13 protein-coding genes are annotated in these 14,668 nt (G+C 51.3%); 1 reads left to right on the top strand and 12 read right to left on the bottom strand.

From position 1 onward, the window contains the following. Positions 1–2 precede the first annotated feature (2 nt). The 6 genes from kdsA to LLF78_07160 form a co-directional block, all read right to left on the bottom strand. Positions 3–878: a 3-deoxy-8-phosphooctulonate synthase gene (gene kdsA / locus LLF78_07185; protein ID MCE5202278.1), complete on the bottom strand. Its 876-nt coding sequence runs from the start codon at positions 876–878 to the stop codon at positions 3–5. Then, positions 871–3,180 (bottom strand): tetraacyldisaccharide 4'-kinase, encoded by a 2,310-nt coding sequence (lpxK, locus tag LLF78_07180; protein ID MCE5202277.1) that lies wholly within the window; start codon positions 3,178–3,180, stop codon positions 871–873. The genes kdsA and lpxK overlap by 8 nt, the downstream gene beginning before the upstream one ends. Further along, positions 3,140–4,927: an ABC transporter ATP-binding protein/permease gene (locus LLF78_07175; protein ID MCE5202276.1), complete on the bottom strand. Its 1,788-nt coding sequence runs from the start codon at positions 4,925–4,927 to the stop codon at positions 3,140–3,142. The genes lpxK and LLF78_07175 overlap by 41 nt, the downstream gene beginning before the upstream one ends. Before the next feature lies 1 nt (position 4,928). Beyond that, on the bottom strand, positions 4,929–6,059 hold the full coding sequence (locus tag LLF78_07170; protein MCE5202275.1) for a lipid-A-disaccharide synthase: 1,131 nt from the start codon (positions 6,057–6,059) through the stop codon (positions 4,929–4,931). Next, positions 6,044–6,859 carry a UDP-2,3-diacylglucosamine diphosphatase LpxI gene (lpxI, locus tag LLF78_07165; GenBank protein MCE5202274.1) on the bottom strand — a complete coding sequence of 272 codons (816 nt, stop codon included), beginning with the start codon at positions 6,857–6,859 and terminating at the stop codon, positions 6,044–6,046. Before lpxI ends, LLF78_07170 begins: the two co-directional genes overlap by 16 nt. 193 nt (positions 6,860–7,052) lie before the next feature. Further along, positions 7,053–7,859, bottom strand: coding sequence for a ZIP family metal transporter (locus LLF78_07160; GenBank protein MCE5202273.1), 807 nt, complete (start codon positions 7,857–7,859; stop codon positions 7,053–7,055). A gap of 110 nt (positions 7,860–7,969) precedes the next feature. Between LLF78_07160 and LLF78_07155 the strand changes: the two genes are divergently transcribed. After that, a complete protein-coding gene (locus LLF78_07155) occupies positions 7,970–8,731 on the top strand; it encodes an HD domain-containing protein (protein ID MCE5202272.1) in 762 nt (253 codons plus the stop codon). A gap of 185 nt (positions 8,732–8,916) precedes the next feature. Here LLF78_07155 and LLF78_07150 read toward each other — a convergent pair whose 3' ends face one another. From LLF78_07150 to LLF78_07125, 6 genes are all read right to left on the bottom strand, one after another. Beyond that, complete coding sequence (locus LLF78_07150) at positions 8,917–9,075, bottom strand: rubredoxin (protein MCE5202271.1); 159 nt, start codon at positions 9,073–9,075, stop codon at positions 8,917–8,919. 74 nt (positions 9,076–9,149) lie between these two features. Further along, the gene (locus LLF78_07145) at positions 9,150–10,235 is read right to left on the bottom strand and encodes an aminopeptidase P family protein (GenBank protein ID MCE5202270.1); all 1,086 of its coding nucleotides are present in this window, start codon (positions 10,233–10,235) and stop codon (positions 9,150–9,152) included. Then, entirely contained in the window at positions 10,232–11,221 is a 990-nt protein-coding gene (locus tag LLF78_07140) for a hydrogenase expression protein (protein MCE5202269.1), read from the bottom strand. Before LLF78_07140 ends, LLF78_07145 begins: the two co-directional genes overlap by 4 nt. Further along, a complete protein-coding gene (locus LLF78_07135; protein ID MCE5202268.1) occupies positions 11,205–11,768 on the bottom strand; it encodes an epoxyqueuosine reductase QueH in 564 nt (187 codons plus the stop codon). The genes LLF78_07140 and LLF78_07135 overlap by 17 nt, the downstream gene beginning before the upstream one ends. Continuing rightward, positions 11,761–12,621 carry a tRNA (adenine-N1)-methyltransferase gene (locus LLF78_07130; protein ID MCE5202267.1) on the bottom strand — a complete coding sequence of 287 codons (861 nt, stop codon included), beginning with the start codon at positions 12,619–12,621 and terminating at the stop codon, positions 11,761–11,763. Before LLF78_07130 ends, LLF78_07135 begins: the two co-directional genes overlap by 8 nt. Beyond that, complete coding sequence (locus LLF78_07125) at positions 12,622–14,556, bottom strand: transketolase (GenBank protein MCE5202266.1); 1,935 nt, start codon at positions 14,554–14,556, stop codon at positions 12,622–12,624. Positions 14,557–14,668 lie beyond the last annotated feature (112 nt).

Here is a 14,668-nt window from a genome sequence, read left to right as displayed (position 1 = left end):
ATCTATTCCTCAGCCCAGGCGAGCGATGCAAAGCCTGTGCTCTTTCTGACTATCCTGTCTATCTCCGCAGCCTGGCGCAGGACTTCGCGCATCCTGCCCAGCGGCACCATATTCGGCCCGTCGCACTTAGCAGCCTCAGGGTCAGGGTGCACCTCCATAAACAGGGCGTCTATTCCGACAGCTACCGCCGCGCGGATAAGGGGCAGAACAAACGAACGGTCTCCTCCGCTTCTGTCGCCCTGTCCTCCTGGTTTCTGGACACTGTGTGTCGCATCAAACATTACAGGATATCCTAAGTTCCTCATCACAGGAATAGAACGAAAGTCCACGGTAAGTTCGTGATAACCGAATGCAGTACCGCGCTCGCAGAGTATTATCCGGTCATTGCCTGCCTCGCGGCATTTGCCGACGACGGATCTCATGTCCTCCGGCGCCATGAACTGAGCTTTTTTGATATTAAGCGGCTTGCCTGTGCTGCTTGCGGCTACGAGAAGGTCCGTCTGGCGGCAAAGGAATGCAGGTATCTGCAGCAAGTCGACAGATCCGGCAAGCTTTTCGGCCTGCCAAGGTTCGTGCATGTCGGTAACGACGGGGACATCAAGGCGCCTCCCTATCTCCTTAAGCCAGGATAGACCTTCTTCTATTCCGGGTCCCCTGTAGCTTTTTATGGACGTTCGGTTCGCCTTGTCGAATGATGCCTTGAATATGTAGCCAAACTCGAACTCCGCGCAGAGTTTTTTCATTTCCTCCGCAATTAAGAGCGCTCCGTCAAAGCTCTCAAGCACACACGGTCCTGCCGCCACTACAAGTCTGTCGCCGCCGACAGGAAGATTGCCTACTTTGACGATTTTCACACCGGACATTTTATTTTCAGCCATTCTGCTCCAGCTCCTTCTCAATATGAGCGCAGTAAATACTCCGTCTTTCAAGATATTCGCCATAAACCTCGTAGACACGGCAGCGATTATCCCAGCCAAGTTCGGATGCACAATATTCTACAACCTGATCAAGGGCTCCGTTACCGCCGAGATTGCGTATCCCGGCATCCCTCATCTCTTCCCTGAGTTCCGGCGTCGTAAGGATATGCTCTGCCGCCGATGCCAGCTGACACGGATCAGCTTTGACAAGTATCTCAGCCTTCTTTAAAAGTTTCTTCTGCCTCAGCTTGCCCTTCTCAAGTATTGAGACTACCGGCACTCCAAGACCGGCGCAAAGCTGGTTGGCAGTACCGCCCATGCCTATGAGCAAATCTGCGCCACGCGCAACCTCCGCAACCTGCCCGTTATATACTTTCACGGATACGGACGCCGAAGCCAGAGTTCCACCGTCCTGCGAAAGGCTCCAGCCTTTGAGTTCGGCAGCCATCCTGCTAATGTCTATCGTAGGAGCGGGCACCATTATAAAACTGCATCTTATGCGTTTTGAGAGTTCTTCAGCCGCCCCAAGTATCAGCCTCACGTCATCATACGCCCTGGGGCGGCTACCGGGCAGAAGTATTATCCTTGCCCCGGATCCATCCCAAAGGATAGGAGAGGATGTATTTTCATCTATAAGGTCCATTACAGGGTTACCGCAGAACACCGCATTTACCCCCCCGGCCTGAAGTTCATGCGCTGTTTCAATATCCCTTGTCCATACAAGGCAGCTCCGTTTTTTAAGCAGCCAGCGCTCAACACGCATGTGGCCGCTAAGATGCACTGATTTCGCAGTCGCGATCAGCAGGGGCTTAAGCCCTTGTCCCCACAGCACGTTAACGAGCAGAAAGACATCGCCAACGCAGACAGGCGTCCTGTATAAACCGGAGAGAGAGTGCAGGACCTTTATCTGTGAACGCATCGATCCTCCAAGCCCGTGCCCTATGTCGTTCAGGAGATCAAAAAAGCTGTATTTTATCACACCGCCGCTTGGCATATCAGATGGGGGGGAAATGACAGGTATCCCTTCATGTTCATAGTGTGTGCCGGAACCGACAAAGGCAAATGCGGAGACCTCGGCTGATTTAAAACGTTCCTTCATCTTCTTGGCCAGGACGACCCCTATTGCATCCTCGCCGTGTCCGTTTGATGCGATCATAAAGCGCGGCTTAAGTTTTGCCGCGATCTTCATGCGGAAGGCGGCCTCATCGTCAAGAGAAACCACAATCCGCGGCACATAAAGAGGAAATGACATGCGCATTTTTACCGGAAGGTTAACGACGTCCTTCTCGGTACATATAAAACCGGCTGCACCAAGCGTACCGGCAAGCACTTCCAGTCCGTTTATGTCTTCCTGGGAGAATATATGATGGTCCCTGTAGGAACGCTCTGCGATTATATCCGCACCCATGTCTTTGATAAATTTATAAAAACCATTCGGATTCCCTATGGCTGAAAATGCTATATACTTCCCCGACGGAGCCGCTTCATTTTCTGTGACCGTTACTTCTCCGTCTCTGATCAGCATCCAGGATTCGAGTTTTATCTCAGCGGTGAAAATTTTTGCGGGCTCGACCCACGGATCCAGCTTTTTTCTGATCTCCTCAAGTTCTTCATTCGTGGCCTGATTGGATTTCGTAAGCACGACTATATCTGCCCTTTTATAAGCCGACATAGGCTCGCGCATGGAGCCGGCCGGCAGTACATTTCCGTTTCCGAAAGGACATGTGGAATCTACAAGTACTATGTCGACATCACGTGCCATGCGCCTGTGCTGAAAAGTGTCATCGGTCACGGCGACCTGTGCTCCCAGAGAGGCAAGCAGCCTGACACCCTCTATTCGGTCCTTTGAAACGACGACCTTGACATTTGGGAGTCGTCTTGCAAGCATAAGCGGCTCGTCTCCGGCGATCTCCCTCCGCAGGCTTTTTTCATCCTGACCGACCCAAAGCGGCGCGTGTTCTTGGGTATTGTAACCCCGGCTGACAAGTCCCGCATCTATGCCGGCCTCAAGAAACTGGCGGACTACAAGCTCAGCCATAGGAGTTTTATTAGTCCCGCCGAAGCTGTTGTTGCCGATGCTGATAACAGGAAGCACCGGGTCTGTCACGGAAAAGAGACCTCTGTTATACATTTCTATGCGCAGTTTCATCCACGCACGTGTGACGAACTGGAACGGATAAAGGACTGCCCACGGAGAAAAGGATGTCTCCCCGTGTACATAACTAAGATAGCTGCGCAGTATTTTTGACATTTTCTTCTGCATGCTCTCCGCTGCTTGCAGTAAACAGCCTGTAGTATTGCCCCTTCTTAGCGATAAGTTCCTCATGGGTCCCCTGCTCTGCAATGGAACCGCATAAGAGAACGAGTATCCTGTCAGCATCGCGTATCGTCGATAGTCTGTGTGCTATGACGATTGACGTGCGTCCCTCCATTGCGTTGCGCATAGCCACCTGCACCTGCTGTTCCACAAGTACATCAAGAGAGGAAGTAGCCTCGTCCATTATGAGTATCCGGGGATCGCGCACGACAGCACGCGCAATGGCAATACGCTGGCGCTGTCCGCCGCTGAGCGTTATGCCGCGTTCTCCGACTTCGGTATCCAACCCGTCCTGCAGCGAATCTATGTAATCATATATCCCGGCGATCTTGGCCGCTTTGACCATGTCATCTCTCGTCGCCACGGCATATCCGTAACTGATGTTATAGGCAAGAGTCCCCTTCATCAGAACAGGATCCTGCGGCACTACCCCGATCTGCCTTCTGTGGGTTTTGAGATCAACATCCCTTAAGTCGATACCATCGATCAATATACGGCCCTTCTGCGGATCATAAAAACGCATAATCAAGTCAGCGATGGTGGACTTCCCTGTTCCGGTCGGACCTACAATAGCGATCTTCTCCCCGGATTTTATATCAAAGTTAATGCCCCGAAGCACCCGCGTCGAGTTGCTGTAGCCAAACCATACATTCTCAAACGTCACCCGTCCGTCCATCGGGCAGTGGATGATCGGATTTACTGCAAGGGGCACTTCGTTATCCTCATCCATTATTTCAAATACACGGTCTATCGATGCAATACCCTGCTGTATACTGCTGATTACGCGACTCAGCACGCGTATGGGCTGCGCAAGCAGCCCTATATATGTCAGAAATGCAAGAAGCGCCCCGGCCGTAAGACGCCCGCTGATGACATCCCTTCCGCCGAGCCAGAGTATAAAAGCAAGGGCAGATATCAATATGATCTCGACGATCCCCTCAAGTGCGCCGCGTATCTGCGTGCCCTTCATCAAGGCCTTGAAATGCTTGTTGCTCTCCGATTCAAAACGGCAGAATTCTTCTTCTTCCGTGACAAAAGCGCGTACGATCCTGATGGAAGATACCGCCTCCTGGGCAATAGCTGCCACCATTGCAAGCCTTTCCTGTATTGTTTTGCCCACCTTGCGCAGACTCGACGAAGCCTTGTCTATGACAAAAACAGCGAGCGGGATTATTGTAAACGCCGCAATGGAGAGCCTCCAGTTTATGAAGAAGAGGAAGCAGATTATTCCGATGAATGTGCAGCCCTGCACGACAAGGTCGACTACTACGGAAGCAAGTATATTCTGCAGCGCTGAGACATCATTCGTGATACGCGAAAGGAACTCGCCGGACCGTTTGCTGTAAAGAGTTGCAAGCGACAGCCTCTGAGTGTGGTCGTAAAGTTCCAGCCTGATATCTATTACTACCTTCTGTCCTACCCAGGTCATGAGATACATATGTGCATACCCGAAAATAGCCTTGAGCACATACAGAAGCACAATGCCGGCTGCAACGACGTTGAGCATTCCCATCTGCTTTTTGATAAGTACATCGTCCACAACATTTTTAATGAGCCACGGAGGCAGGATGCCAAAAAGCGCCGAAAGCACCATGCAGACAAGCGCAATAATAAGCCGTGACTTATAGGGTTTGCAATAGGCAAGCAGACGCAGATAAGAAGCCCAGACGGCCTTGTCTTTAAGTTTAAGCATTTTACCAAACTGCCTCCATTATTTTTTCGGCCCAATAACGGTACGCTCCGGGCTCCCCAAGTTTCTGACGTCCCTGATCCATTTTTTCCCTTATCGGCACCCGTTCATCCTCACTGCCTTCAAGCCATTTAAGTGAATACTTCAAAATGTTCTGCGATGTCGCCATATTTTGGAGAAGTTCAGGGAACATATCATTGCCGACAATAATGTTTGCCATCGCAAAGCGTCGTGTCTTTATGATGCACCTGGCAACCAACGCGGAGATTGGGTTCAATTTATAAACCACGACCATATAGCAGCCAAGCAACATGGACTCCACAGTGATAGTCCCGCTCGCTCCTATCGCACACTTCGCAGCCGCCATCATATCGCGGCCGGGGCCTTCATAGTAGTCGGTCCCATTCTTTTCAAAATGCTCAATCATTTCCTCACGTATACTTGGATCCAGCCCCGGTGCTACGGAAAACACCGGATGCCAGCCATGCGAAGCAAGAACTATAGAAGCTTCTTCCATAATTGGAAGCAGCTTCCTGATTTCACTTGCGCGGCTCCCGGGAAGAAACGCCACCAGACGGCTTTCTTCAGCGAGTTGCGCAGGGACGCCAGCATTACCGCCTTTGGTCCCTGAAAACTCCTCAAGCAGAGGATGCCCCTTCCAGCTGCTTATACATCCGCTTGCCAGCAGATATTCATGCTCAAATCCATACAGCGGCAGACACTCATCGACAAACGCCCTCAGGTCTTTAACTCGGCTGCTCCTCCACGCCCAGACTGTGGGAGGAGAAATATAGAATATTCTGCCTTTATATCCGCGCTTGCGGAGTTTGGCTATGAGACGCATGTGATAGTCGGGGCTGTCCGCGACTATCACTGCCTCTGGGTTATTTTCCAGTATATAAGTTACCACATCACGCATCAGCGCCAATATGGATGGAATTGCAGAAAAAACTTCAGTGAGACCCAAAAGCTGCAGCCGTTCACCGCGCCATTCTATGCGGACACCAGCGTTGCGGGATTCTATCCCGCCCATTCCCCAGAGATCACCGGTGTAGCCCACATTTCTGAGCGCCTCTGCAAGCTTTGCCGTGTAATGGTCGCCTGATGCTTCTCCCGAGCTTAAAAAGAGCGACAAAGTTCTATCCCTATGACCGCAATGTTCACTTTTTCCGCAACAGCCATAAACTCCTCAGGCTCCATTATCAGTGTCCATCCTGCATGAAGTGCAAGACAGTTAAGCTTTGCCTGAGCCATATGCTTCAGGGTATTAGGGCCGACTGTCGGGATATCGTAGCGCTCATCCTGATCAAACCTCATCATTTTGACGACTGTTCCCCCTTTGCAGAGCGAACCTGCGCGAAGCAGCGTCGCATCAGTGCCCTCCATAGCCTCGACAGCAACGACGGAACGTTTATTGACGATTACAGTCTGGCCAAACGAAAGCGGTGCAAGTACCTTACATATCGAAAAACCATACTCCGCATCGTCAAGTTCCTCTTTAGTCGCACGTCGCCCGGCTATGAAGCCTGCCTTCGCAATAAGATCCGGGATTATATCCTTATAGCTGAGGACTTTAAATCCAGCCTTCTCAAGAAAATCAACTACGGCACCTAGAATCGAATGGTCATCGCGAAATATCAGGCCTGCAAGAAATTTCTGTGTTGTAAAATCAAAAAGTGACGGTTTAAAAATCAAAGTTTTAGATACAGTTCCCGCCATAATAATACGCTTGACACCACGCTTTTTCATATCGCTTATCGTATAGCCGAAATCAGGCTTTGTGAGATTTACTATGTCAAGCGAGTATTTGGAAAGTTCTCCGACATTCTCCCTTATGGAATAAACTATCGGCGGGCTTCCCATGTCTGTAAGCCTGCTTGCTATCACAACGGGAAGCGATCCCTCTCCGGCGATCAGAGCAATATGGTCATCCACAAAAAATTCCTCCCCGCGTCAATAGGGCATATCGTAATTTATATAATAATTGTCACGCCGAAAACAGCATTTAGTCTCAGCTGATGAACTGATAACGCAAGAGAAAGTATAACATATTCGCAGTATCGGCCGATGCACGGCAAAACGTCATCTCTTGTACGGACAAATTCCATTGGGTTAAGGCTGAACAGCCTTAACCAAGTGCAACATCAAGGACCATCATCAGGGCAAAACCGACAAGCACACCCATGGTAGCCAGATCTCCGTGCCCGCTGGACTGGGATTCAGGCACAACCTCCTCAACTACAACAAATATCATAGCTCCGGCAGCAAACGACAGTGCATAAGGCAGCAGCGGACGCGCGATCTGCACAAGCAGCGCGCCAAGAAAGGCAAACACCGGCTCCACAACAGCCGAGAGCTGCCCATATTGAAAAGCTCTGCCGGGGCTCAACCCTTCGCGGCGCAAAGGCATGGATACCGCAAGTCCTTCCGGAAAATTCTGTAGGCCTATGCCAAGTGCAAGCGCAAGCGCACTTGCGAGCGTCGCTTCAGGAATCAGTCCTATCGCACCAAAAGCGACCCCGACCGCAAGACCTTCAGGTATATTGTGCAGCGTTATCGCAAGTACCAGAAGAGTTGTCCTCCTCAAAGTTGAAGGTGGGCCTTCGGGAGTTGTCTCCGCCATAGACGGATGAAGATGCGGCATTATCATATCAAGGATCCGAAGACATATCCCTCCGAGAAGGAATCCTATAACCGGAGGCAGCCAGCCCGGATAACCAAGTGATCCGGATATCAGGATAGCCGGGGCAAGAAGCGACCAGAAACTGGCGGCGATCATAACTCCCGCAGCAAAGCCGAGCATCACATCAAGGACCTTCTGGTTAGGTTTTGCGGCGAGAAAAACCCCCGAAGCACCGAACGCAGTCACACTCCAGGTAAAAATACCTGCTATGAGCGCCTGGGCCGGCGCGGATAAAGCTGCGAACCACTCCATAATATAATCACCACCGATATTTTCTGATCAAAGCTCTTCCGGATCAAATTTAACGGATCCCGACGTTCGCAGAGTGATATAATTTTCTCTGTTGCAGGGAGGGGACGCCAGTGTTTTCTACTGAAAATGTTACTCAATGGTTTGAAAATTATACAGAGAAATTCAAAATTTCGGGAAAACTTCCGCCAATGCTCGACATGAAAAAAAGTCACAGCCGGCGTGTTTCCGAGTTTTGCACCATGCTCGCCGACGCGATGGAATGGCACGAGGAGGAAGACGCATGGATCGCATATACTATCGGGCTTCTGCACGACGTAGGGCGTTTCCCTCAATATAAAAAATACGGGACCTTTCTGGACAGCGCGAGCATCGACCACGGGGATCTGGCCAAAGAAATACTGGATAAAGAATTCTGCTGGAATAACCTGCCGGATAAGACGAAGTGCTGCATCCTGACATCAGTCAAATATCACAACAAAAAAGACGTACCGGCAAGCATTTCTCTTATGGCATACCGTTGGTGTTCGCTTATCCGCGATGCGGATAAGATGGACATATTCCATATGGTGCAGGACCGCATCGACAACGGCACGATATTCGAAATGCTTCCGAGACACAAACCCGCCGATGGACTCTCTCCATCTCTTATTGAAGAGATATCGCAAACCGGCAAAGGGTCATACTCTAACGCACACTCACTGCAGGACTACAGGCTCATACAGCTCACATGGGGCTGCGATCTCAACTTTCAGGTATCGGTAGCAACACTGCTGGAGGAGGGCATTTTTGACAGGATCGTCAAAGACCTTAGGCCGTACGGCATAGATGGCCTGATAGATACCCTGATCCAAAAAATTCACGCTATGCGATGATAAATACACAGAGAGGCTCCGAAGACGTTTTTCATACGCCAGAGAACCTCTCTTAAATGCAGTAAAGTTAAGGAAACGCTCTTTACCGGCCCTTGTCAGGCGCGCAACAGCCGGCGTAATTCTTCGTGCATGCGCATTTAATTATTGAGCGTCCCCTTAATGGTTACTACCGTCCATGTCCGTTTCTACTGAGCTTCGAACATATCCTTGGCCACTCCGCATACCGGGCAGACCCAGTCATCAGGGATCTCTTCAAACGCCGTTCCCGGCGCAACTCCTGAATCGGGATCCCCTGCTGCCGGATCATAAACATAACCGCATACTGTGCAGACATATTTCTTCATTAATTTTCCTCCTTTTTTAATAGGAGCCTGAATTTATGCTCCTTTATATTATATTATCAGGGTCAGCAAACAAACTATACCCGGTAAAAACACTGATAAAGCTTATCTGTCAGTCTTTGTGCTCCCGTCTTAGTGACCAGATAGTCGTCCTCAAGCCTTAGGCCGCCCCAGCCTTCTATATATACTCCCGGTTCTACGGTCACTACGTCTCCGGCTTTAAGTATATCATCGCGCCTCGATGAAAGATACGGGGCTTCGTGAATTTCAAGACCGAATCCGTGGCCGAGCCCGTGCGTAAAATATTGTCCCACGGAAGCTTCTTCAAGAACTTTTAATGCTGCGTTGTGGACATCCGTGCCGCTGGTACCCTCACGAATTTTATCTGCCGCAGTTTTGTGGGTTTTGAGCAGAAGCTCATGAATCTCAGCGGCACGGGCATCAGGCTCTCCTATGGAAAAATTCCTCGTTATGTCGCAGAAGTATCCGTTCCACCTGGCCCCGAAGTCAACGGTCACCCATTCTCCGACGCACATCTTCTTATCGCCGGCACGTCCGTGCGGCATTGCACTGCGTGTTCCGGAGGCAACTATCATATCGAATCCGACCTCTCCTCCAGCAAGTGTTATTTTATAGTTTAGCAGGGCCTCGAATTCTTTTTCCGTCATGCCAGGCTTCACATGTCCCAACGTGTCAAGGAAAGCGGATGCGCCAATCTCGGCGGCCCTGCGGACAGACTCGATCTCCCCCGCGTCTTTTGTGCGGCGCAATTCTTTTATATATTTAGCTCCGTCCCGGCAGTCAATAACGCCGGCAGCCAGTTTTTCCCATGTTGAATGATTTGTTTTTCCCGCTTCGCAAAGTATATGCGTCACTTTGTGCTTCAAGAGCCTCTCTCTGACCTCTTCAACAAGGTCCGTGCGCTGTTCCGTAACAGTGAGGGGGGACTGTTCACGCCCCTGCTGTGCGTAACGCGAGTCCAGCATGAGTTCCGCAGAGTCCTTGAACACTATAAGGGCTCCGGCCGTACCGCGGAAACCGCTCATGTAGTAAAGACTTTCCCAGTTCGAGCCCTCTTCGTTAATTATAACAAACGCACCTGCGCCTTCGGATTCAATTGCGATTCTAAGTTTTTCGGTGCGTTTGAGCGCATCTTCGTTCATTTAACAGCCTCCATCTTCAGCAGACGCCAGAGTTCTTCCTTAGGTTCCGGCAGAGGCCGTTCCAGCTTTTCGCCCATGCATCCCGCAATGACAGATTCAAATCCAGCCTTTGCAAGGACCGCCTGCGCTTTTTCTGCATCCCCCGGCGGAATTACAGCAAGAAGGCTTCCTGATGCGATGAGACGGAGCGGGTCAAACCCGAGATTTTCAGCCGCACGTCTGGTCAGGGGATGCATAGGGATCAAATCACGGTAAAGTTCGGCTGTAAGTCCGCTGAGGGATGAGATCTCATCAACCCCGCCGATAAAACCTCCCTCTGTAGGATCATGCATAAATTTCGCCATGCTTCTCACTTCTTTTGATTCTCCAAGCACTGAGGTCATCTCAGACCACGAAACGATCTCTTGTATCTCCGCATCTGACATGAAGGGTTTCAGAAGGTCCGGCCTGTCCATCGCCAGTATAGACATTCCCTCGATACCTATGTGTTTCGTAACAAGAAGCAGGTCGCCGGGGCTGATGTCGGTCGCCCGCAGCACCATGTCCGCCGTTCCTATAAGAGCACCCATTATTACGGGGCGCTCATATCTGTCGTTAAACTCCGTGTGACCGCCCGCAACAGCAATGCCCTGAGCGAGACACTCTTCGTGTATATCGCTCATGATGCGTGCCGCCCCCTCCTCACCCCATGACGGGGGAAGTATGAGTGTTACGGCAAGATATGCGGGATCACCGCCTTTAGCTGCGATATCGTTTGAGTTTATCCTAACCAGCAGACGTCCGGCGCCCTTATCTGCCCCCACGATCGGGTCGGACGAGAATATCAGGTATTTACCCTCCGGCCATCTGATAACTGCCGCATCCTCCCCTACAGCCGGCCCTATGAGAAGTTCGGGCCTGGGGGATCCGACATGGCTCAGCACATTCCGCCTCAGTGCGTCCGGCGACAGTTTGCCTGATAGGATTATTTTATTTCTCTGTTCCATAGTTCGATGTCCTTTCTGAATAAATACAGCCGCAATAGTTCTGCCTGTATAGTCCAAGCCTCCTGCTCTCGGATACAGAACGCTTGAAACCGTCATTTTTGCGCCACACTCTCTCTATCCATACCAGCCCATGCTGTTCCGATGCTTCTCTGCCAAGCCTGTTAATAAGCACCGGGTCTTTGTGCGGGCTTATCGTAAGCGTTGTAGAGAGATGAGTAAAGCCGTTGTCTCGTGCATATTCCGCCGCTGCTTTCAGCTGCAGGGCAAAACAGACGGCGCATCTTTTGCCGCATTCAGGCTCATCTGCGAACTTTGCTGTCACATCGTGCCAGGATTGCGGGTCATAAGTCTGAATGACCGCCTTCATTGCCAATATTAAGCTGAGTGCTTTGACCGCCTCTGCTCTTTTCAGGAACTCTCCTTCGGGATGTATATTACTGCCATAGAAAAACCCAACAGTAAACCAGCCTTCGTTCTGGAGCTCGCTCCATGGAACGGTGGCATCCGGGGCACAGCATATATGCAGAAGAAGTCTTTCTTCAGTCAATAAAAATCCGCTCCCCAGCGCCGCCATCTACATCTGCCGCCGCGATGTCAACAGCGGATGTCTCTGCAGATCCGGTCTCCGGCAACGGCAGCGTCTTGACAGCGAATATAAGAAAACCGGTGTGTCCTGTCATTATATCCTCGGGCCTTATTCTCTTCGGGTCAGTCTTATAGTAGCGCAGCATCAACTCAACAACCTGCACATCGGCAAACCCAAACTCGGCCAGTTTTTCAAGCGTAGCCGAGACCTGATTCGTCGTCGGCACAAGTATGCCTATATGGTTGCCTGGTGCGAGTGCCTCGTGGGCCTTGCCGATGTAATCCCACGGCGTCGGCACATCAAGGAACACGGCATCTGCATTCCGCTCCTTGAATCCATCGTCAAGAGAGCGGACGTTAAACTCTATCCTGTGTTCAACCCCCCACTTTACAGCGTTCTTTCTTGCCAGCGCAGAGAAATCTTCCCTCCTGTCGTAGGTGCACACCTTTCCGTTATCGCCTACAAAGTGTGCAAAAGTACAGCACAGGCTTCCCGATCCCGTACCGCACTCCACAACAGTGCATCCCGGGTATATGTTGAGGTGTTGGAGTATAAAACCGGCGTCCTTAGGGAATACTATCTGGGTCTGTCTTTTCAGCCGCCGTGTATACTCTGCAAGCGATGGCCGGAGCAGATAGTAGGTTTCACCCTTAGGCGTGGTGATCCCCTCCCCGAATTCATGCTCCATGAGCTCTGTGTGCTTTATCTGTCCGAAATGCGTCCCCTGGGACTGCCCGGGCGTGACCTTTACAAGAAAACTGTCCCCTCTTTTATCCGGATGCCAGATCAAAACAAGATCTCCTGCCTGGATCATCTACTTCAGCAGACCTTTGACAGTTTCGGCTATATCTTCCGGGGTAAGATCCATCTCGGCCATTACATCGCTGCTCGGGCCGGAGCAGCCATAATGAGTAACACCCATGTTCACCATTTTTACCGCCCTCCCCGATCGCGCCGCCATCATAGCTGCAATTGAACCGATGCCGGTGTCTGCGTTGTGATCTTCGCATGTTACGAGCGGCATATCCCCTATAAGGCCAAAGAGATCTTCAGAGTCCATTCCGAGAGGTGCGGCGCAGTGGAGTACTTTCACACTGAGCCCGTCTGCCGCAAGAATATCGCGCGCGGCTACCGCGCGTCCAGCAAAGTGCCCCATAGCAAGGATGGCAGCGTCTTTCCCGTTGCGAAGCACATCTATCGCACCATAGCAAAATTTATAAGCATCACCATAGAACGGTGTGCCGTCTTCCTTGAGGATGACAGGCAGAACGTTTCTCCCCATCGCAAGGCATACATTGCCGGGCTCGGTGAGCATCCAGCGTGTTGCTCTGTCGGTCTGGTTAGGGTCGGCGGGAACAACCACCTTCCAGCCGTAGACGTTGCGCAGAAGCCCGACATAATCGATGCACTGGTGGGTCTTGCCGTCTTCTCCGACATCAAGGCCGACATGGGTGAGTACGGTCTTCGTCCCGGTGCTGTTGATGTCATTGAGTCTCTGCTGGTTATACACCTCGTCACATGCAAAAACACCGAAGTCTGCCCATACCGATACCACACCGGCCACAGACGCGGCACCGGCGACTGTGGCCGTTGCGTGTTCCTGGATACCGGCCTCGATAAAATTATCCGGGCATGCCTTGGCAAAACCGTCTACCTTAACAGATCCTGCCAAGTCACAGTCGAATACGAGTATAGGTGTACGATCTGCTTTTTTATAGTTCAGTGCTCCTATTTCAGCCAGCGCCCTTCCAAAAGCGCTGCGGTTGTCCTTTTTATCGTCTATCGTGTATGTGGCCGGCGTGCCGGGATCCAGTACCGCATGTTCGGCGGCGACATGGCGTCCGGCAGGCAAAGTCCCTGACCTTGCTTCACGGGCCCTTTCGAACATCTCCATACTGCCTCCGAGCTCCTCGAGAGCTTTCGCTATGTCGTCCCCGGATGCCGCCTTACCATGATAGTCGGGAACATTTTCCATGAAGGAAACTCCCTTGCCTATTATAGTCCTGCAGAGAACGACCGACGGGGCACCAAAAAATGCGGACACCTTCATCGCGCGGTATATAGAATTGAAATCATGTCCGTCACACTCTGTCACGTGCCAGCCGTCAGCCTTCCATAGTGCAGGGATATCGACCGGCATAACGTCTTCGAGTCGTCCGCTTATCTGTATGTCATTCCAGTCAACGAGCACCGTAAGGTTCGCAAGTTTTTCCTTTGCTGCGATCCTGCGTGCCTCCGCGACCTGTCCCTTGACCTGTTCTCCGTCGCCGGTGACGACCCAGGTGTGTGCATTTGAACCTCTTGCACGCGCCGCAAGGGCAAATCCGACTCCGGCGGCAAGACCCTGTCCAAGGTTGCCTGTTCCCCAGTCAACCCCAGGGACTTCACGTTCCACGTGACCCTGGAATGGACTGCAGGCACGGCGAAAGTTCGGCATCATCTCCTCCGGCGAGAAGAATCCATAGGCAGCCAGGGCCGAATAAAAGCCCGCTGACGTGTGCCCATGGCTGACTACGATGCGATCCCTGTCAGGACAGTCGGACTTCTCAGGCGAAACGTCCGCAGCACCTAGAAGTGTCATATAGATATCCATTGACGAAAGCGCGCCGCCCGGATGCCCGCTTTTGGCTACAGATGTGGCGATCACGGACCAGATACGACCCATGCGCGCAGCCTCCTTTAATTCCTCGATCCCGGCTGAGCTGATCTTATCCGTCTTGAAACCTCGAATTTCTTCCGTTACTTTCACTGTAAAACTCCTCTCTATGTCAAAAGAAAAAAGGGTATTTTTGCAAGAATGCATACATTGTAATTGTAACCTTAAATTAGCAAATTTGCTAAAATTACAGCGATAAGAAAAT

This window comes from Synergistaceae bacterium (assembly GCA_021372895.1).
In the GTDB taxonomy this organism is placed as follows: Bacteria; Synergistota; Synergistia; order Synergistales; family Synergistaceae; genus JAJFTP01.
This window is presented reverse-complemented; position numbering and strand designations above follow the sequence as displayed.